The sequence below is a fragment of the Mucilaginibacter koreensis genome, from assembly GCF_054783355.1.
The window spans coordinates 3,091,993-3,111,539 of record NZ_BAAGQS010000001.1 but is presented as its reverse complement, the minus strand read 5'-3'; the positions used below and the strand labels follow the sequence as shown (position 1 = coordinate 3,111,539).

At 40.9% G+C, this 19,547-nt stretch carries 17 protein-coding genes; all 17 read right to left on the bottom strand.

Annotated features, from left to right (window positions below):
* Positions 1 to 35: 35 nt before the first annotated feature.
* Complete coding sequence (locus tag ACYVNW_RS13920; RefSeq protein ID WP_460680480.1) at positions 36 to 1,196, bottom strand: glycosyltransferase family 4 protein; 1,161 nt, start codon at positions 1,194 to 1,196, stop codon at positions 36 to 38.
* A complete protein-coding gene (locus tag ACYVNW_RS13915) occupies positions 1,196 to 2,227 on the bottom strand; it encodes a hypothetical protein (protein ID WP_460680479.1) in 1,032 nt (343 codons plus the stop codon). Before ACYVNW_RS13915 ends, ACYVNW_RS13920 begins: the two co-directional genes overlap by 1 nt.
* Positions 2,224 to 3,123, bottom strand: coding sequence for a glycosyltransferase family 2 protein (locus ACYVNW_RS13910; RefSeq protein ID WP_460680478.1), 900 nt, complete (start codon positions 3,121 to 3,123; stop codon positions 2,224 to 2,226). The genes ACYVNW_RS13915 and ACYVNW_RS13910 overlap by 4 nt, the downstream gene beginning before the upstream one ends.
* A 218-nt stretch (positions 3,124 to 3,341) precedes the next feature.
* Positions 3,342 to 4,262 carry a glycosyltransferase family 2 protein gene (locus ACYVNW_RS13905; RefSeq protein WP_460680477.1) on the bottom strand — a complete coding sequence of 307 codons (921 nt, stop codon included), beginning with the start codon at positions 4,260 to 4,262 and terminating at the stop codon, positions 3,342 to 3,344.
* Positions 4,263 to 4,278: 16 nt separating this feature from the next.
* Positions 4,279 to 5,403, bottom strand: a complete 1,125-nt coding sequence (gene glf, locus ACYVNW_RS13900) for a UDP-galactopyranose mutase (protein ID WP_460680476.1) — start codon at positions 5,401 to 5,403, stop codon at positions 4,279 to 4,281.
* Between the two features lie 406 nt (positions 5,404 to 5,809).
* The gene (locus ACYVNW_RS13895) at positions 5,810 to 6,688 is read right to left on the bottom strand and encodes a glycosyltransferase family 2 protein (RefSeq protein ID WP_460680475.1); all 879 of its coding nucleotides are present in this window, start codon (positions 6,686 to 6,688) and stop codon (positions 5,810 to 5,812) included.
* A gap of 48 nt (positions 6,689 to 6,736) precedes the next feature.
* Positions 6,737 to 7,618: a glycosyltransferase family 8 protein gene (locus ACYVNW_RS13890; RefSeq protein WP_460680474.1), complete on the bottom strand. Its 882-nt coding sequence runs from the start codon at positions 7,616 to 7,618 to the stop codon at positions 6,737 to 6,739.
* Positions 7,619 to 7,656: 38 nt separating this feature from the next.
* On the bottom strand, positions 7,657 to 8,562 hold the full coding sequence (locus tag ACYVNW_RS13885; RefSeq protein WP_460680473.1) for a glycosyltransferase family 2 protein: 906 nt from the start codon (positions 8,560 to 8,562) through the stop codon (positions 7,657 to 7,659).
* A 32-nt stretch (positions 8,563 to 8,594) separates the two neighbouring features.
* On the bottom strand, positions 8,595 to 10,043 hold the full coding sequence (locus ACYVNW_RS13880; protein WP_460680472.1) for a flippase: 1,449 nt from the start codon (positions 10,041 to 10,043) through the stop codon (positions 8,595 to 8,597).
* 34 nt (positions 10,044 to 10,077) lie between these two features.
* On the bottom strand, positions 10,078 to 11,031 hold the full coding sequence (locus ACYVNW_RS13875) for a glycosyltransferase family 2 protein (protein WP_460680471.1): 954 nt from the start codon (positions 11,029 to 11,031) through the stop codon (positions 10,078 to 10,080).
* Positions 11,028 to 12,398 carry a protoporphyrinogen/coproporphyrinogen oxidase gene (locus tag ACYVNW_RS13870; RefSeq protein WP_460680470.1) on the bottom strand — a complete coding sequence of 457 codons (1,371 nt, stop codon included), beginning with the start codon at positions 12,396 to 12,398 and terminating at the stop codon, positions 11,028 to 11,030. Before ACYVNW_RS13870 ends, ACYVNW_RS13875 begins: the two co-directional genes overlap by 4 nt.
* Complete coding sequence (locus ACYVNW_RS13865; protein ID WP_460680469.1) at positions 12,398 to 13,255, bottom strand: SDR family oxidoreductase; 858 nt, start codon at positions 13,253 to 13,255, stop codon at positions 12,398 to 12,400. Before ACYVNW_RS13865 ends, ACYVNW_RS13870 begins: the two co-directional genes overlap by 1 nt.
* Before the next feature lie 3 nt (positions 13,256 to 13,258).
* On the bottom strand, positions 13,259 to 13,717 hold the full coding sequence (locus tag ACYVNW_RS13860; RefSeq protein WP_460680468.1) for a hypothetical protein: 459 nt from the start codon (positions 13,715 to 13,717) through the stop codon (positions 13,259 to 13,261).
* Positions 13,702 to 14,805: a CDP-glucose 4,6-dehydratase gene (rfbG, locus tag ACYVNW_RS13855; RefSeq protein WP_460680467.1), complete on the bottom strand. Its 1,104-nt coding sequence runs from the start codon at positions 14,803 to 14,805 to the stop codon at positions 13,702 to 13,704. The genes ACYVNW_RS13860 and rfbG overlap by 16 nt, the downstream gene beginning before the upstream one ends.
* Before the next feature lie 22 nt (positions 14,806 to 14,827).
* Positions 14,828 to 15,598 carry a glucose-1-phosphate cytidylyltransferase gene (gene rfbF, locus ACYVNW_RS13850; RefSeq protein WP_460680466.1) on the bottom strand — a complete coding sequence of 257 codons (771 nt, stop codon included), beginning with the start codon at positions 15,596 to 15,598 and terminating at the stop codon, positions 14,828 to 14,830.
* Positions 15,599 to 15,712: 114 nt separating this feature from the next.
* The gene (locus ACYVNW_RS13845) at positions 15,713 to 16,798 is read right to left on the bottom strand and encodes a Wzz/FepE/Etk N-terminal domain-containing protein (RefSeq protein WP_460680465.1); all 1,086 of its coding nucleotides are present in this window, start codon (positions 16,796 to 16,798) and stop codon (positions 15,713 to 15,715) included.
* Positions 16,799 to 19,246: an SLBB domain-containing protein gene (locus ACYVNW_RS13840; RefSeq protein WP_460680464.1), complete on the bottom strand. Its 2,448-nt coding sequence runs from the start codon at positions 19,244 to 19,246 to the stop codon at positions 16,799 to 16,801.
* Between the last annotated feature and the right edge of the window lie 301 nt (positions 19,247 to 19,547).

Genomic DNA, 19,547 nt, shown 5'->3' with positions numbered 1-19,547 from the left:
ACTGGTGCCGGGCTTGTGTGTACTGTTACCTGGCCTTATTGTATAATTGCATTATACTTGCTTATCATCGTTTGGATATTAAATTTATCATCAGCTTTTTTACGGGCTTCGGTTCTGACGGCGGTTAATGAATGGTAACGGTTAATTACATCATTCAATTGTGCTTTTAAGGCATCACCCTTATCTACTTTAAACAAAAAACCATCTTTTTGATCTGTAATGATTTCGGGCGTGCCACCGGTATCAGAGGCCACAACAACTTTTTCAAACGCCATTGCTTCGTATATAGTGGTACCTAATGACTCGCTGCGGTGTTCATTGCTGTTGTTAATTACAATATCACAACCGTTGTAAAAGGTAGTCATATCTTTAATAAAACCTTTATGAATAATAGCACTATTATTTCCAATGGTGGCTTTTATTTTGCTTTCATATTCAGGTGTATTGATGGCGTAGCTTCCGGCAAGAATAAGCCTGATATCCGGGTGTTCTTCAATTAGCTGGTTAAATACTTCAATCAGCTCCAGCTGGCCTTTATCGGGGTTAATACTGGCTGCTATACCTATGAGTAAATGATGCCCTGCTAAACCTAGTTCACTGCGAAAAGCTGCTCTAACCAATGCATCAGCTTTAAAAAGATTCATATCCAAGCCATTGTATAATACAAGGGCTTTTGGGCTACTGTGGTGTTTTCGCTTAACTGCCTCTGAAACTACCAGTGTGGTATCATAAAGCTTGCAGCATAAGGAGGATTGAATACTGTCTATTTTAGAAAAGTACTTAAGGTCATGGTCACTCCAATACCATTTTACCTTTTTAAAAAAGAAGCGCGAATACAGTACCAACGGTAGCATGTAGGCTGCCGGTACCATGGTGTTGGCATGTACAGTATGTATGTTGTGCTTTTTAAGATATTTGTAAACCTGATAAGAAATGGAAAAGTAATTGGTTAATGCCCGCACAATAAATTTAAATGCACTGGTACTGCTGCGGTTTAACTTTTTTAATTGATTTATTTTGGTAATGTGATAAGGCTTTTTGGCTTCAATCAGTGCATCAGCAAAGTCGCCGGGAGAAATAAACAGATGTGCATTTACCTTATCGGTATTATAAGACATCATCCGTTCAATTACAATTTCAGCACCCTGGGCTTTGGCTCCACCGAATACATATAGCACCTGCTTCTTTTCTTTCATTAGCATAGTTCTTTCTCGGCTTTACGTACGGCTTCTGCAAAGTAATCGCCCTTTATCACTTTCGCCCTGAGGGTCATTACATTGTTTCTCATGGTAGTATACAAAGTATCATCAATGGTTAATACGTCCAGGTCATATAGTGAATCGACCAGTATGCCAATATTGTGCTGTTTAATATAAGCACCTATGGCCGAATTTGCAGGTGCAATTACCGGTAAACCGGCCGCTATATACAATGAGCATTTGTGAGGATTATTATACATCAGGTAATTGCCCAATATCTCATCACATACATCAATATGATTGCCATCCCATATCAAACCAAAACTGCCTTGCAGCATTTCTGGTATTTTATCGGGGCTGTATTCGCCTTTCCAGCTCAAATTTACATTTTCTGCGGCTTTTTCCTGATTAAAGTTGGGGCCATACACATTAAACCGCTTGGTATTTAATTTGCCCAAATTATAAATGAAGGTACTTTTACTCAGGTTGCCTGCAAATGCAATAGCATCGGCCGGGCCGGCAGATTTACTCACTTCGAAACCATCAGACAGATAGTCAAACAACTCCAGTGATATCATGGGCCGGCTAACGCCATGTTGCTGTAACCAATTGCGCATTGCAGGGTTGTGTACAATGAGAATATCATACCAGTTCAGGTTTTCTATTTCGGTATGAATTAAGGCCTGATCTTTGCCCCCGGTGCGCAGTGATTCTAAATCGTGTACAACGCAAAAAAACTTTACGCCTTTTAACCGTGCAACTTTAATAAAGCGCTTAAATACGTTGTTGATGCTAAGCAGCGGGTACTGAATACCTACCACCGACCCTTTTTTAACAGAAAAAAAGAAGGTAAGCAGTTCTTTTAACAGCAGGCAGTAATATTTTAGCTTTTGCTTATTGTCGCCTACCGTGAATGTATAATCCTGATAACCCAGAGCTGAAAAAATGCGGTTACAATCTATTACGGCTTTACTGGCGGCAGAGTTGGCATCAATATTTTTAAACCGGATGCAAAATTGATATTTCATTTTACGGTATCAATTTGAGGATTAAAGAAGATAGAGCGCCATGCTGAATTACACAAAACACCAATAAATTTTAAACGATGATCTTTCCGTATGGTACAAAGCTTAAATGAAGTATAGGTTACTTTAATGATAAGCCAAAAGATGAAATACAAAAAGCCTTTATTCTTTTTTACCATAAAAAACTCATTACGAAAGCCATAATTATGTTTCCATAAATTGGGTACGGTATCGCGGTAAAAATCGGGAAAGTAATTGATGCCTGTTTTGTGCAGTACAATACTGTTTGAGCAGTACAAGCCTAAATAGCCGGCTGTTGTAATGCGCTTGGTGTATTCCTGATCATCACCCCAGATAAAAAATTCCTTATAAGGCAGTCCAACTTCTCTTACAGCCTCCGCATTAATCAGCAATGAAACGAAAGAAGTGGTTTCAACCAGTAATAGGCCCTGATCATCGTATACGTTGAAGGGAATGGTTTTATTAAATGAAGGTTTAATGGCCGGCAAGTTCATTAAATGCGGATTGCCATCTTTCCAAACGCTTTTGCTACCAATGAATCCTACAGGTTCTGTTATAGGCAATAGCGCATCAACCAGCATTTCCAGAGAGTTTTCACGGCAAATGCTATCGTCATCCATCACCCAAATCCAATCGGCATTAAGTGATAACGCTTTTTTAATGCCTGTATAAAAGCCACCCGAGCCGCCTAAGTTCGCTTGTTTAATTACAATAAGGCCTTGTTGCTCGTCTAACCATTGCTGGGTACCATCTGTACTGGCATTGTCTACTACAACGATGTCTGTTAAAGGGTAGGTTTGCTGTTTTATTGCTGCTATTGCTTCTTGCAATAATACAAGCCGGTTATTTGTAACAACAACGGCTACTATATTAATCATGTAAAGTCAGTATTTAATTGCCCATAAAAATGTGCATTCAAAAATAAACGGTTAAAACGCAAAACTTTTATGGCAAGCACGGGCTAAAATAATCAAAACACAAATTGCCGTAAGCGATTTAAAGCTGAAATTAAAAAACGTTTATGCTGCCAAACACATAAACAAGGCAAATGTTTTAAAATTTGTAAGTGTTATTTCGATACTTAAAACGGATTAAGTTATAAAATCGTCTCTTCCATCATAATTTTATCAATCTTAGGATTGAAAAAAAGCGATTTCCAAGCCGAGTCGCACAATACGCGGATAAACATTAACTGATGGTCTTTGCGGATACGGCACAGCTTAAAAGAGGTGTAACCTATTTTTGCAAATAGCCAAAAGAAGTAATACGTAAAGCCATAATACTTCTTTTTCAGAAAAAACTCATTACGGAAACCGTAATTGTGTTTCCACAGATTGGGAACGGTATCGCGGTAAAAATCAGGGCAATAGTTAATGGCAGTTTTGTGCACCACAACACTATCTTTACAATAGAGGCCTAAATACCCGGCTTTGGTAATGCGCTGCGTATATTCCAAATCATCGCTCCAGAAGAAAAACTCTTTATAGGGCAAACCTACCTTTCTTATGGCTTCGGTATTAATCAGGATAGACACCCATGAGTTAGATTCTATAACGAATAATCCATCGGCATCATACTTATTGAAAGGCATACGCTCATTAAAGCTGGGCTTTATGGCCGGTAAATTCATGTAATGCGGTTTCCCGTCCGTCCAGATGCACTTGCTGCCAATAAAGCCAATCGGCTCGTCGGTAACCGTTGTTTTTTCGGCCAGTTTTTGCAATGCATTTTCATTGGCAATAGTATCATCATCCATTACCCAAAGCCAGTCGCTGTGATAGGTAACCGCTTTTTTTAAACCAGTGTAAAAGCCGCCCGAAGCTCCACAGTTATCTTTAATGTGTTCAATAATAATTCCGTCTTGCTCATTAAGCCAATCGGCAGTACCATCGGTACTGCCATTATTGACCACAATAAGATGCTTAACAGGGTAAGACTGATTTTTTACAGCGGCTACAGCTTCTTTTAAAAGGCTCAGTCGGTTGTAAGTAACGATAACGGCTACTATACTTTGCATAAGCTACAAGTGTTAATTAAATGGAAACACTGCTAAAATGATCGGCTACCTTTTTAAGGGCAGAGCCTATAATCTGATGCATATCATAATACCGGTACTCGGCAAGGCGGCCACCAAAGATGACATTGCTTTCCTGGTCGGCCAGTTCGCTGTACTGCTTGAACACAGCTGTATTTTTAGCATCGTTTATAGGGTAGTAAGGTTCCTTTTCAGTCGTCCACTCTTCAGGATATTCTTTAGTAACTACTGTTTTGGGTTGTGTACCGAATTCAAAGTGCTTATGCTCAATAATGCGGGTGTAAGGCACTTCTCGTTCAGTATAGTTAACTACTGCATTGCCCTGGTGGTTTTCCTTGTCGAGCACTTCATGCTCAAACCTCACACTGCGGTATTCCAGCTGGCCAAACTGGTAGTTGTAAAACTGATCAATTTTGCCGGTAAACACAATCTGATCTGCTTGAGCATTCCAGCTTTCGCGATCCTCAAAATAATCAACGCCAAGTTTTACTTCTATGCCCTCAAGCAGGCCTTCTATAAGTTTATTATAGCCCCCGATAGGGATACCCTGATACTTGTCACTAAAGTAGTTATTGTCATAAGTGAAACGCACTGGTAGGCGTTTGATGATAAAGGCCGGAAGTTCAGTAGCCGAGCGGCCCCATTGCTTTTCAGTATAGCCTTTAATCAGTTTCTCATAAATATCCGTACCGATTAAAGAAAGTGCCTGTTCTTCCAAATTTGAAGGCTCGCCAATGTTCAGCTGCTCAATTTGCGATTGTATTTTGGCTTTGGCTTCATCAGGCGTTTTTACCTTCCACAACTGATAAAAGGTGTTCATGTTGAAGGGCAGGTTGTACAACTCGTTTTCATATATAGCTACAGGGCTATTTGTATAACGATTAAACTCTACAAAAGAGTTTACATAATCCCATATGGCTTTATCATTGGTGTGAAAAATGTGAGCGCCGTACTCATGCACATTAATGCCCTCTACATTTTTACAATATACATTGCCGCCTGCATGGCTGCGTTTGTCGATAATCAAACAGGTTTTTCCGCGTTTTTTGGCTTCGTGGGCAAAAACAGAGCCGAACAGCCCACTCCCTACAATGAGATAGTCATAATTTTTTTGATTTTGCATTTTGCGTTTAGATAGATGTATACCGTATATTTTATAGTATCAGTCGTTTAAAATTAAAGTCTGCTTTTACTTATTTAAATGCATATTTCGTGTTGGATTTATATCATAAAGCGTCCTGTAAACAGGCCGGTATTTGCTTTAAAACCAATCCGAAATATTAATTTAATGAGTAAATATGTTGCGCACAAGTACAGAAATAGCGTAGTTGTTTCCTAACAATCTGTGAATCAATTATCTCAGATTATTGTTAAAGGATGATGCCCGGTTTAAAATTCCTAATGATTTGTAGCTTGTTCTATTTGTGACAAAAACACAGCCAGAAGCCGCAATCTTACTATCTGATTTATTTATAATCAGATCAACTTTAACAGGTTGCTCATCCCATACTAAATGTTAGGGATTCATGTTACTTATTGAGAACAGGTTTAGTAGACCAAAAGTTTTCCGCATAAAAATTTTGCACCTCTTTTTTTACAGGGACATTGCCCAGCGTTTTTCTAAGTGTTAAAAATTTAAAAGCGCCCAGCATCATATAGTAGCCACTTTTTAAACCTTCACGTTTTATAAATTTCAGGTTGTTGACCAATACCCTGAAAATGTATTTCCACCTGTTGTGGCCAAAATGCTTATAAACAATAGCCATTTCGTTGCGGGTAGCATAAATGCGCTGCCGCTTTACAGAGCGGTTAATGTTACTGGTACGGTGTACCACTACACCTTTATCGAAAAATACTATATCATACCCTGCATTGAGGCACCTGATGCCATATTCAAATTCATGGGTGTAAACGTATATCCAGTCGGCAAATCCGCCTATGTGGTGGTATAGCTCAGTTCTGATTAAAGCACCGCATCCAATAAAGCCTACAATGCGTTCTTCGTTTTTCCAAGCCTTTTCAGGGTCTAAGTGCGGGTCTCCTTTAAAATCCTGGTCAACAATGTTGTAGGCAAGTATACCTGCCTTCTCATTGTTTTCAAGGTAATTTACGCCCTCGGCTAATCCATGTTCAATGCAGCTGTCATCATCCAATACCAGTATGTATTTTGATTTTACAACTTTAAACCCTTCATTCCAACCTGCAATGCCATTGTTTTTTGGTTTTGTAATAAGTGTAATATCCGGATGCTGTGCGCTGATTTGCTCAGAGGTATCATCCGCAGATGCATTGTCGACAACAATGATTTCAAGAGGAAAGGGAAGGGTAGGCCTTAGCGCCTTTAGCTTTTCAACTGTAATCAGCACCTCGTTGCGCCTGTTATATGATAAAATGACTGCTGATACCATTGGTAGCTATGACAAGGAATAACAATTACACTAACAACCCAATTTTAATTATGGTTTAGCGTACTTAAGTATTCCTGTTTCTCTTAATTGACGTTTAAATAAACGGCCGTTTTTTAAAATAAAGTTCTTTAATGAGAAGCCGACCGGTTTGCTTCCCTTAAAAGGAGTAAGGTTTAAATACTTTTTGTACAAGTAATTATATGGATGAGTATCAACATAATACCAAGGTTTAGAATAACTGGCATAATGTACAATTACCGGGGTAACCGGCAATTTTCTGATAAGGTGAATGGCATTAAAAGTACTATCGAACCTATACCAGTTATTGGCAAAGCACATGTTTAGTACATCCTGATCTACCCACTCCAGGTGTTTGGAGTACTGATTCACTATAGAAAAAAACCTTTGGGTTAGATTTTCTTCTCTCCATTTTTTCAGGTTAACCAGTATAACACCGGCATTAAAATAGCTTTTGTTCGGAAACCCAAGCTGATTTAAGCGCTCGGCATTATCAGCTACAGAGGCCTCACTTGCCGCACAAATGTAATGCTGCGAAATATCAATATCGGCTAAGGGTTTGAGTGATCCGGTAATAATCAGGTCCGAATCCAAAAATAATCCTTCGTTGATGTGTTCCGGCACTAAATCTGCAAGCAGCAGGCGGTAATAAGTGGATTTTGGATAATGCTCGGTTAACCTGAACTTTGAAAAATCAACATCCCCAACCGGAATAAAGTTCAGATCAACATTGTACTTCTCTTTGATAAAGCGAATGGTGATGTCCAGAACAGACATGTCTTCTATATCATGAAGCACATAAATATTTATATCCAAATCTTTATTATTCTCCAGCAAAGACGTTGCTGCAACAGTAAAATGCTGCACATACCTTTTGTCGATAGCAAAGAATATATTAAACTTTTTTTTCATTTACTATAATGGGCTCGCAAACTTAATATGGTTCAGTATTAACGCTTTTTGAAGGGTTTGGTAATGAACCCCAACACTGGGTGGGTATTCATGTAATTGTCGGTAAAGAACTTTTGTGTTTGCTTTGATACCGGTGTATAAGACAGGGTGTGCCTGAATTTCATGAATTCTATAAATCCTAATATATCGTAGTAAGCACTCACAAAATCACCCGATTTTGCACGTTTAATGTTGTTAAACAGCATGGTGAAAATATACTTCCATCTCTGGTTAGAAAAATATTTATATACAATGCCCATATCATTACGGGTACCAAAGGTTCTGGCCCTGCGCTGCGATCTATTAATTGAACTGGCCCGGTGATTAATGCTGCTATGTTTAAAGTACTTAACCTTATAGCCAGCCTCTATACACCTAATGCCGTATTCCCATTCGTGGCCATATACAATCATCCACTCATTAAACCCGCCAATTTTTTCGTATACCTCTTTTTTAATTAATGCGCCGCAACCAAAAAAGCCTAATATCTCCTGTTCGTGCTGCCAGGGCTGGCCATTTTGCCACAACCAGGTATCGGTAAGATAAGGGCCAGACGTTACATTCAAAGCCAATATCCCGGTATCCGGGTGTTGCTCCATATAATTAACAGCTTCTGCAATGCCCGATTCGGGGTGACTGTCATCATCCAGTACAAGCATATATTTATATTTCGCAACAGCAAAGCCAGCATTCCATCCGGCAATGCCTTTGTTTTTATCTATCCGAACTAAGTTAATATCGGGGTGTAGCTGTTTGATTTGCGTCGAAGTATCATCTACAGACTCATTGTCAACCACAATAATTTCTAAGGGAAAGGGCAGGGTAGTAGAAAATTTTTTTAGCTCTGATACTGTTTTTAATACTTCCGCACACCTGTTATAAGCTAATACTACTGCTGAAACCATTATTTAGATAATTATTTTAATACTCTTTATAATTAATTACTCCTGAAAGCAAGCGCCTTATTGATAATCAATTGTTTGAAATTTAATACGTATATGTTCTTTACAAAGAACCAGGTGTAAAGCGCGTAAAAAGCAGCGCAGCTCAGAATGATGATAATTTCTTTGATATTAAAATTTACATTCAAGCTGTTCCTTATCAGGTACGCTATAGGGAAAAATGCTATCACACCAAGGGTACATTGTATAAAAATCTTGCTGTCGAACCTGATGGTAATAAATTTGCGCACAAAGTAGTAGCAAAAAAATGTAACTACACATTCTGTTAACAGGCTGGTTACAGCAGCGCCTGTATATGAAAACACAGGTATAAGGCAAAGGTTAAGCACCAGGCTGGTAACCATGCCTATAATAACCGCTCTGAGCAAATATTGTTCCTTTCCGATAGGGGTTAAAATCTGGAACCCGCAAATGTTGTTTAACCCCACCAGCATAATTACAGGAGACAGGATTTGTACTGCCCCAACAGCGCCCGAAAATTTAGGCCCTGCAAAGTTATGTACCAAAAATGATGAGCTTATATATAGGCCTGCAGCAATAGGAATGCCAAGCAGGCATATAAACGAAAAGGACTTATCAATGAGTGATTGCACCCTTTCGGTATCCTGATCTCTGAATGCCTGGCTTACCTGGGGTATAATTACGGTACTAATGGCAACAATAACAGCAAATGGAAGTTTAACAATGCGTATGGCAGTTGAATAAATACCCACTGCCGACTCGTTTTTAATAAAACCCAGAATCATATTATCCATCAGCAAGTAAACGCTCACGGCCAGGTTGGAGCCCAAGATAACCGCCAGGGGTTTTAAGTGCTCTTTAAAATTGAAGGAAGTAAATTTGAGCTTAACATGCTTTTTGAGAAAAAACATGTTGAGTATACTGGTAATAACAAAGCCGCTGGCTGATATACCATAATAAATAACCGGGTTAGAACCTGGCTTTAAAAACACAAACAAAAATATAACCGAAAGCACCCTGACAATGAGTGCACGTGTGGTGATATAAGAAAACTGCTCTATGCCTTGGTAAAGCCATTCTATCATGAACACATTAGCCATCAGGATGACAATCCCTACCAGCACAATATCAAGGTGCACCCGCAAGGCTGGGAGCGTAAAGGCGCACGCAAGATAAATAATTGAAAATATACAGGTTGATACAAAGTGTATAGACAGTATCTCGTTGAATATTTTTGATAGCTCTTCAGGGTTGTTCTTCCGTTTTGCTATTTCGCGTACGCCGTACAAGGGTATGCCAAGCGCCGAAAACAAAAGGAAGTACTGCGTGAAACTATCAATAAAATTCACCGACCCTATACCCTGCGGCCCTAATACCCGAGAAGAGTAGGGAAAAGTAATCAGTGGAAAAATGAACTGACTTATTGATAATAAAGAATTATAAAACAGGTTTTTCTTTATCATAACAAATCAAAAGAAGAATGATGAAACACTATAATCAGAACTTGATTTTTGTATATACCCGGTTCATCAGATACTGATCTACAGGGCCAAATGAAAAATGGAATACAACGCCTTGGGTAGTTACCGGAATAATCATGCCCTTTTGCTGGCTGTAATTGAATACCTCGCGCTCTTCAAAGCCTAACTGGCCCTGGTGTGCTTCTGAAAGTATATCGGCAATGAGGGCAAACTTATTATCATTATGGCGGGGCGGACGGTTGCGTTTAATAAATGCGGCTATTTTTTGCAGTCGCGCCTGCTTTTTTAGAACGTGCTGAAAATCACCCTGTACAAACCAGCCACCCATATCCTCCCAAAACTTGTGCGAAAACACAATAGCGCCTATTGAGTACCGGTGAGGGCAGATAAGATCTTGAAATTGGCCGTTCTGGTTTTTGATAAAGGTTTCGGCTGTTTTATCTAAATCCAGGCAGTGGTTCCACAAAAACTCATTTACTTCTTTGTCCTGGTATACGGCCACATCCATACATTCCTGTTTAAGCGGCGTATTCGGAAAACGGGCCTTAAACTCTTCGGTAAGGTTCATGATTTCCATAAAAGGTACCCAGCCGAAACCATTAATCGGTATAGTTACCGAGCCAAAGCTCATGTTGTTATGGTTGCGCTCATAAACGCCTACAAAAGCATCCGTCCAGTTTTCGGTTACCAGTATATCATCATCTATTTTGATATAGAAATCAGCTTTAAGCTTACCGATAACCTCGTTTTGTATAACCGCCAACTGATTGTAAGTGGTAGCGTATACGTTAATGAACGGGTACATGTACTTATACATGTTGATAATTTTCCTGTTGGCATCGGTGGAATAATTATCTAATATCCATAAGTCAAATTTCGACCAATCTGTATACTTCATCAGGCGCATTAGCACCTTTTCCAGTAAAGTTGGGCGGTCTTTGGTAATTAATAAAATTGGAATTTTTTTCATTTTTGCTCTGCTACGCACTCACTAATATATTTTCCCCGCATTACGCAATCATCCGTCCAGTAATATTTCCATTGGGCAAACCGGCCGGCCAAAATAATACTACCCAAAGGTTGTACTTCCTTGGTATCCCAATCAGTCATGGGTTCCAGTTCATCTGCTTCACGTTGCAAGCCATGCGCTTGCAGCCATCCATAAACCTCTTCCTGTGCTGCTATACGCTCATTATCAAAAATTACGTTGGCCCAATCAATCCATTTAGAATGATAGCTTTCAATACTATCTTCGGCTTTAATTAAACCCATAACAATCAGCTCTTGCAATACAGCAGCTTCAATACTTTTGGCATCGGTATTGAGCGGGTGATAGTCTGAAAAGTATACTTCTACCTGTATACCGCATTTGCCTTCAATGCCGTTTTTAGGGGCCAGTAAATCGGTAAAATTAATACGGGTAGAGTATAAGTCTTCATCGTACACATAAATCCAGTGGTTATCTACCGTTGGGGCATGGTTAGCCACTACATTTACAATCAGTACCTGAGAGCATTTGAGTTTACGTGCACTTTGCTTAATAATTTCTGGCGCATCGCTGTTCAATATTAAAACGGGCAGTGGAATGGTGCTGATCAAGTTTTTATACCTGGTGGTTTCGCCATCTTCAAACTGCAGCTCTTTGTTTTCGAATGAAACGTATTTGAGCTTTTTGTTATAGCTGATATTTTCAATAGCCTGCTCAACAGATTTAATATAAGAATAAAAGCCGCCTTGCTCGGGGTAACGTACTTTACTGATATAGTGCGTTTGCTTTTCAAGTGGGCCCTTTGCGCTCTCTACCATATCGGTAATCTCCGGAAAATAAATGCGCTTGCCAATCCAGTCGGTAGTAAGGTTTACAGGTGCTGTGGTCCAATATTTTTTGGTATAAGCTTCCGGAAAGTTATGCGCAAAGGTTTTACCAAAGGCATAATCAATCCATTCCTGGTAATTAGACGGATTATAATCAGCCGGTAGCTCTTCGCGTATGGCAATTACATCATTCACGCAGTTACTGCGCAGAGGCTCCGGCACTGCATACATGTTGGATTGCGCCGGGTGCATAATCCAGTTATTTTTATAATAATTGGTAGGCTTGGTAGGGTATTCTAAATATTGCTGATTAACATTATCAGCAAAATAGTTTTTTACATACTCATACTTGGTAAATGATACGTGCGGACCTTCATCCCATACAAATCCATCCACAGTTTCGCTATGGATGTGGCCGCCGCCGTGCGCTTTGGCCTCATATAATTTGAAAGAAATCCCTTTTTTCTGAAAATGATCGGCTATGCTTAATCCGCTTAGCCCGGCACCAAGTATGGTATACATTATATATTATAAGTATGAGTGATGTAATTTTTAATTGCTTCTTTCCAGTGCGGCATCTGATTGATGTTGCGTAACCTAAGGTACATATTGTCCAGGCATTCGTTATCGGGCATAGCGGCCCGGCGCGGAAATGCCTTTGAATCTACTGCCTCCACCTGTGCTGGCAGGTTAAACAGTTTAACAATTTCGGCCACATAATCATATCTTGATGCGCAGCCTTCGTTTACTACGTTGAAAGTGCCTAAGTACCCGCCCTGTAGCAATGTTATGAGCTGTTTGGCCAAATCAAGTGTATAGGTGGGCGAACCTACTTTATCAAAAGCACTTTTAAGCAGTGTTGAATTTATGGCCTCTTTACGCCGGGCTTCCACAAAATTTTTGCGGTGCTGCGTAGTGCCGCCAAACAACCATCCCGGGCGAATAATCAGGAAATCTTTATTATGTTCTTTAACCCGCTTTTCACCTTCCAGTTTGGTGTAGTGGTGGTAATTTAAAGGCTGCGTTTCATCCAGTTCGGTATAAGGTGTGGTTTTGCCGTTGCCATATACGCCACAGCTACTAATGTAAACAATGCGTGCGTTGACTTGTGCTGCTACCTGCGCCAAATTTTGCGAACCGATTACATTGGTGGTAATTGCAGCCGCATTGTCATCCTCGCACAAGTCTACATTAGTCATGGCGGCTGAATGGATAACTACTTCAGGCCGGAAATCCAATACTTTTTGCTTCACGTTGGCAAGGTTGCCCAGTTCAATATTGGCAGAATTAAACCCCAATACTTCGTGGCCTTCCTGCTGCAACACGTTCAGAATATCTGATCCCAATATGCCTGAAGCGCCGGTTAAAAATACTTTCATAAATTAAAATGTCCAGGTAAACGGAATCTTTTCATCACCCGGCTCCAGCCTGATACTCTCTGCAGGATCATGCTGTATGCTGGCTACGTTAAGAATGATGCTTTCCTCGCCATCCGCTGCAACACCCGAAAAGCCAAACCAGATGCCCGGGTTAATAACCAAGCGGCCATAATTGGCGTCCGAAACGGTAAGCTCTGCTATTTTGCCTTCGCTGGTACTACCAGAGCGGTCATCATAAAACACGAACCGCACCGCACCTTTAGGAACGAAAAGGTTGCATATCATGCGTGAGTGCTTTTTCCAAGCTTTAGGATCTTGACTTTTAGCGGTTGAAAAGTAGCATTCGCCAAAGGCGGGCAGGTGCTCATCCAAGCCTTTAACGGCATGCATTACACTGCCCCCTGTGGTGCGGATGGGTGTGAGCGGATAAAAATATACGCCTTCTATTATTTCAGTGCCCATGGTAAACCTTTTTGCTTGGCCACGTCAATGTACTGGTTAATCTGTTTCATGGTAAAGTCCAGCATGTTTTCAGGGTGCTGTTGGTAATAAAACTTATACCAGTCAGAAGTAAAGGCAGCTGTTTCTTTGAAATTAAGCGTTGGGTTCCATTGCTGATCAAACAAAGCTTTATCAATATTCAGCTTCAATAAGCCCGATTCAGGGAAATTAGAAGGTTCTACCTGTAAAATATCTGTATTGTTGGGGTCCCAGTTTATAGCCAGTTCTTTCAGCAAGTCCAATACGGTATAGTTTTGGTCGGTTGGCGGGCCGAAGTTGTAAGCTTCGCCATTAATGTCAACTTTACCCGGCTCGGCCAGTAACTGCCCGGTGCGCAGGTAGCCGCTTAGAGGCTCCAGTACGTGCTGCCACGGACGAGTAGCATCAGGGCTTCTGATCACTACCTTTTGGTCATCGGCCCAGGCTCTGAAACAATCAGGCACAATGCGGGCATTGGCCCAGTCGCCGCCACCAATTACGTTACCGGCGCGAACAGATGACATTTTTACGCGGTTATCCTTTTTAAAATAAGAATGGAAATAAGTTTTGATCATCAGTTCGGCTGCGCCCTTCGATGCTGAATATGGATCTTTGCCACCTAAATGATCAGTTTCTTTATATCCCCATACCCACTCTACGTTATCATAGCACTTATCACTGGTAATCATTACGGCTATGCAAGGGAAATCAGACAAGCGCAGGGCTTCTAATATATTGGCCGTACCGATAATATTGGTAGTAAATGTATCAATCGGGTCTTCAAAAGCTTTTTTAACAATAGGCTGAGCCGCCAGGTGAAATAGAAAATCAGGCTTTATATCGCTGATGATTTCTTTCATTTTTTCCAGATCGCGAATGTCGGCGATGTAGGAATGCATTTGACTTTCAATGCTGGCTACATCAAATAATGAAGGGTCTTCATAAATTTCATTCGAGATGCCGTATACATCGGCCCCCATTAATTTTAACCATAAGCTTAACCAGCCACCTTTAAAGCCGGTATGCCCTGTAACTAATACTTTTTTTCCTGCGTAGATGTTGTTGAACATATTTAATTTTTTACCAGTTGATTTACCAGGTTTTCCATTTTGCGTTACCAGAAGCCCAGTCAGCCTCCAACTCTTGTTTATCTCTCAAGGTGTCCATCGGTTTCCAGAAACCATGATGTTTGTAGGTGTCCATCTGACCTTCTTTTGCAATGTTTTCCATTGGCTCGCGCTCCCATGTAGTCAGGTCGCCTTCAATGTAATCGAACACCTCTGGTTGGCAAACAAAAAAACCTCCGTTGATCCATGAACCATCGCCTTTAGGTTTTTCCATAAAAGAGTGTACTTCATTGTTCTCGCCAATGTTTAAAGCGCCAAAGCGGCCTGATGGCTGAACTGAAGTTACAGTACATAACCTGCCGTTCTCTTTATGAAATTTAACCAGTTCAGTAATGTTTACATCGCTTACGCCATCACCATAGGTAAGCATGAAGGGTTCGTTACCAATATGCTGCTGTACTCGTTTAATGCGGCCACCTGTTAATGAATCTACCCCGGTATCAACCAGTGTAATTTTCCAGGGTTCAGCTTGTGAGTCCAGTACTTTTAATGAGTTATCAGAAAGATCAATAGTTACATCAGATTTGTGAAGGAAGTAGTTGGCAAAGTATTCTTTAATTAAATAACCTTTATAGCCTAAGCAAACCACAAAATCGTTATACCCGTGAGAGGAGTAGATTTTCATAATGTGCCATAAAATGGGCATGCCACCTACTTCAACCATAGGTTTAGGTCTTAAAGTGGTTTCTTCGGAAAGACGTGTTCCAAGGCCACCTGCTAAGAGTACAACTTTCATTTGTTTTTTATTAGTGTATAGGATAATGTGTTGCTATCATATGCTGCTGTTAGCAGCTGCGCCTGTTCGGCTTATAAGTTAATTAAGGCTATAACCAGTTGCATAGCCGGTATATTAGCTCATTAAATTTTTATACAATTTGTATACAACCAGCATAATAATGCTCAGCATAGCGCCGATCAGCATTCCGGTTAACGCTGCTTTTAATTTGCCTACGCCTTCTTTTGCTAACGGCAGTACGGGGCTGTCAATAATCTGCACTATGGGTGTAGCTGTTTGCAATGAACTGCGGGCTATAGTTAAGTTCTTAACTACTTCTGCATAAATAGCTGAACTGGTTTGTACATCAATTTGTTTGCGTTGAACTGGTACCCGGAGAACTTGCAGTGCCGGGTTCGGATTCGGATTATAGTCTGCCGCTGCAGCAGTACCGCTTAACGAGGCATTGAGTACACGGCGCAAACTATCGGCCTGGTGCTGCAGCAGGTTAACAGCCTGCATAGAGCCTTTGGTTTTGGTTTGAATGTAAAAGGCATTTACAGTGTTTACAATACTTTCGGTAAAAGCTTTTGCAAACAGTTCATCAGGTGCTTTAACCTTAACGCTTACCAAACTCAGCTTTTTGTCTACCTTGCTTACGGTTAACAAATTTTTATTGATATCGTTTACAATATTGGTTATAATACTGTCATGCTGCCGCGTGAACTGCTCTTTGGGAATATCAAAGCGGAGGTTTTTTAATTTAGGATTATTTTCCCAGCCTTTGCGCATCTTTTTCATGTCAAGATAGCGATCAACTAATAGTTCTGGTTTCCCGTTAAAGTTTGCTTTTGACAATAACGTGGATTCTACCATCAGCCTGGACTGATACAGCTGCGTAATATTATCTCCCTGAAATAAACTGCCACTACTGCCGCCTACATCAAAACCGAATGCCGAGGCTAGTGCTGCATAAGAGCCTAGGGCGCCCCCGCCGCGGTTACTGCCATCATCCATTACAAACGTGCATTCGGAAGTGTAAACCGGTTTTTTATAAAAAGCGTAAGCTATACCAAGTGCACCGCCAATTATTACTGCCATTAAAATAACCCACCATTTCGAACGCACGTACTTAACTCCGCGCCCGGTTTTCAGCACTAATGCCTTAACGGTAACCTCGTCAGGATCCAGAGTCTTTGAAGTATCTGTATAGGATTGCATTTATTTATTTAAACTGATAATACCTAATATAATCGCACCCAGTGAAGCCACGCCTGTAGTTAAGCCTAAAATTTCTTGTGTAGAAATACCTCTTTTTACCGGCTTGCGAGGAACATAAATTTCGCTTCCGGCCCTTACGGAAGGATAAACGCGGAAGAACAGGAACTTGTGGGTTGCTTTAACGGTTCCGTTAGGATAAACTACGTAAGACCTTCTTTCCAGTGCGTAAGGAGAAAATCCGCCGGCATTAGAAATATAGCTCTTGAATGATTTGCCATTACTGTATACTACCGCACTTGGGTATAATACCTCGCCGTTAACTTTTACAATCTGCTGCTCTTTAGGAACACGTATCAGGTCATTAGACTCCAGCAGCAAGTCTGCCTTTGAGCCGGGGTTCTCTAATATCTTTTCCAGGTTGATACCTACATAGTTATTGCGGAAATCGCTGGTGCTGTCGCGGTTAATTTGTTTAAGACGGTTCAATTGGGCATTGCGCTCACGGCTGATGGCGCCGGTATCGGCCCGGGCAGGGTCAATGCCTAAGATAGCCGTATTTTCGCGGCGTAGTGTTCCGCCCGATACGTCGGCCAGTGCTGTAAGGCCACCTGCACGCTTAATAATGTCCGAAATCTTCTCGTCCTTCTTCTCAATTGTATAAACACCAGGATATAATACTTCACCTTCTACCTTTACTATGCGCTGTGACTCGTAACCTGGCAAGGTATACACAGAAACAATATCAAAAGGGCGTAACACGAAGTTGCCTTGTTCGGGCGTGAGCTGGCGGTTAACGTTTATGGTAAACACCTGGGCAACACGGGCATTTTTAGAACGCGGATCGCTGTCAGTAACACGGCGTGCTACTTCAATGCGAACAGTGCTGGCACCATCCCTGAAACCTCCGGCTTTTAATATCAAATCTTCAACACGCAGGCTATCTGAGTAAGGGTAATTACCCGGGCTGCGCACTTCGCCGTTGATGCTTACCAGATACTGGCTGCGCAGATCAAAAATAGACGAGATGTTAATTACATCTTCGCGTTGCAACGGAATATCATTCACTTTACTGATAACATCTTTAACATTAAAAGCTATGGTTTCTGTAGTGTTATCAGGTTTTAAGCGTGTTATTGTTCCGCGGTTCATAAAAGCATCTTCTCGCAGGCCTGCAGCATTGGTGATCAATTGAGAAAGCGTTAGCCCTTTGCTCAACTCAAATTCGCCCGGTCTGAATACGGCGCCATTAAGCGTTACCCGGTTTTCGTAGCGGTCAAGTATAGCATCTACAGTATAAGCATCGCCCCGCAACGGGATGTAGCTCTTAAAATCACTCTCAAAAATATCACTGATGCGGCGCTGCTGGTCATTTACTTGCGATACGCGGATGCGTGCGGTATAGGCACGGTCGGTAAAGCCACCGGCAAAGTCAATTACGTTTTGCAATGTTTCGCCGGGCACAACTTCAAAATAAGCCGGAATTTTAACCTGCCCTTTTATAGATACGCGGTTACGATAAGTAGGCACATAGATAATATCCTGATCTCTTAAACCAATGTTATTTCTTTGATCGCCTTTTACCAGAAAATCATAAATATCAAGCGTTCTGATGATGCGGTTATTCCTGATTACCTGTATTTGACGAAAGGTACCGTTGCTGCTGGGGCCGCCCGCTGCCGAAAGGGCATTAAACACCGTAGCTAATGAAGGTATGGTAAAGGTACCTGGCTTTACTACCTGCCCCGTAATAATCACTTTAATGCTGCGGATATCACCTAAGGTTACCTGTACACTGGTGCCCCGGCCGATAGCATAATTATTGGCAGCCAATTTACCTTTAATGGCTGAGGTGGCCTGTTCCACCGTTTTGCCGGCTACATTAAGTACGCCTACACCCGGAATGTTAATATTGCCCTCGGGCGAAACATTCAATTTCCAGTTTACCAATGAGTTGCCGTATACATTAATATTTAATTGATCATCGGGCCCCAAAACATAATTCACCGGAGTAGCCAACCTTAAATTCGGTTCAAATTTTAAATCTCGGCCCGAAAACAAATTGGCACCAAAAATAGGCAGCTGCGATGTAAGTGAAGATGCAGACGAAACGGTATCAGCAGTTACAGGCTGGTTTACTTTTCGGCTGGTAACAACGTCTTCTGTATCGGTAGCAGTGCGCTGATTTCCCAGTGCGGCCATACGGGTTGACAGTTTGGTGGCTTCAGATGCCGGTAAACCGCGCTGGCGTGCCTGGCTGATCACCTGATCATTAGTAAGGCCGCTGCTGTGTGCCTGCTGCAATGCATCGGCAATTTGTTTATCAGAGAGCTGGTCGACATTAAGGGTTGACAGGTTACCACTGCTGATGAGTTGTGCCGAAGCGGGTTGTACAGTTGTTAAGAAAGATGCTAACGCTATACACGCTATACGAAGTACGGTTTTATTCATAGTATGAAATAGATGCTAAAGCATTTATTAATATGGTAAATTCAGTAGGTAAATTTTTAAAGAATTTACGGTAGACGTTTGTTAAGGCGTACAAATATACTCTTTTATGTTAATGACAAATTTTGCCACATGGTAATGAAGGTATAATATGGATCGGCATATAAGCAGTAAAGAGTACTAATAAATATACAGGTTAAACACAGAGCCGGAAGTTTTGTTTAATTATTTGAACAACATGTATAGTTTTAAAGTCAATTGATGAGAAAATATAAACATGAAAAAAAATTTAAAAATTTTTTAC

Excerpts from the sequence above, each read along its gene's own strand:
- ACYVNW_RS13915 (WP_460680479.1), bottom strand. The coding sequence starts at position 2,227 with ATGAAATATCAATTTTGCATCCGGTTTAAAAATATTGATGCCAACTCT.
- ACYVNW_RS13920 (WP_460680480.1), bottom strand. The coding sequence starts at position 1,196 with ATGAAAGAAAAGAAGCAGGTGCTATATGTATTCGGTGGAGCCAAAGCC.
- ACYVNW_RS13905 (WP_460680477.1), bottom strand. The coding sequence starts at position 4,262 with ATGCAAAGTATAGTAGCCGTTATCGTTACTTACAACCGACTGAGCCTT.
- ACYVNW_RS13845 (WP_460680465.1), bottom strand. The coding sequence starts at position 16,798 with ATGCAATCCTATACAGATACTTCAAAGACTCTGGATCCTGACGAGGTT.
- ACYVNW_RS13910 (WP_460680478.1), bottom strand. The coding sequence starts at position 3,123 with ATGATTAATATAGTAGCCGTTGTTGTTACAAATAACCGGCTTGTATTA.
- ACYVNW_RS13870 (WP_460680470.1), bottom strand. The coding sequence starts at position 12,398 with ATGTATACCATACTTGGTGCCGGGCTAAGCGGATTAAGCATAGCCGAT.
- rfbG (WP_460680467.1), bottom strand. The coding sequence starts at position 14,805 with ATGTTCAACAACATCTACGCAGGAAAAAAAGTATTAGTTACAGGGCAT.
- ACYVNW_RS13875 (WP_460680471.1), bottom strand. The coding sequence starts at position 11,031 with ATGAAAAAAATTCCAATTTTATTAATTACCAAAGACCGCCCAACTTTA.
- ACYVNW_RS13860 (WP_460680468.1), bottom strand. The coding sequence starts at position 13,717 with ATGGGCACTGAAATAATAGAAGGCGTATATTTTTATCCGCTCACACCC.
- glf (WP_460680476.1), bottom strand. The coding sequence starts at position 5,403 with ATGCAAAATCAAAAAAATTATGACTATCTCATTGTAGGGAGTGGGCTG.
- ACYVNW_RS13840 (WP_460680464.1), bottom strand. The coding sequence starts at position 19,246 with ATGAATAAAACCGTACTTCGTATAGCGTGTATAGCGTTAGCATCTTTC.
- ACYVNW_RS13880 (WP_460680472.1), bottom strand. The coding sequence starts at position 10,043 with ATGATAAAGAAAAACCTGTTTTATAATTCTTTATTATCAATAAGTCAG.
- ACYVNW_RS13895 (WP_460680475.1), bottom strand. The coding sequence starts at position 6,688 with ATGGTATCAGCAGTCATTTTATCATATAACAGGCGCAACGAGGTGCTG.
- ACYVNW_RS13885 (WP_460680473.1), bottom strand. The coding sequence starts at position 8,562 with ATGGTTTCAGCAGTAGTATTAGCTTATAACAGGTGTGCGGAAGTATTA.
- ACYVNW_RS13865 (WP_460680469.1), bottom strand. The coding sequence starts at position 13,255 with ATGAAAGTATTTTTAACCGGCGCTTCAGGCATATTGGGATCAGATATT.
- rfbF (WP_460680466.1), bottom strand. The coding sequence starts at position 15,598 with ATGAAAGTTGTACTCTTAGCAGGTGGCCTTGGAACACGTCTTTCCGAA.
- ACYVNW_RS13890 (WP_460680474.1), bottom strand. The coding sequence starts at position 7,618 with ATGAAAAAAAAGTTTAATATATTCTTTGCTATCGACAAAAGGTATGTG.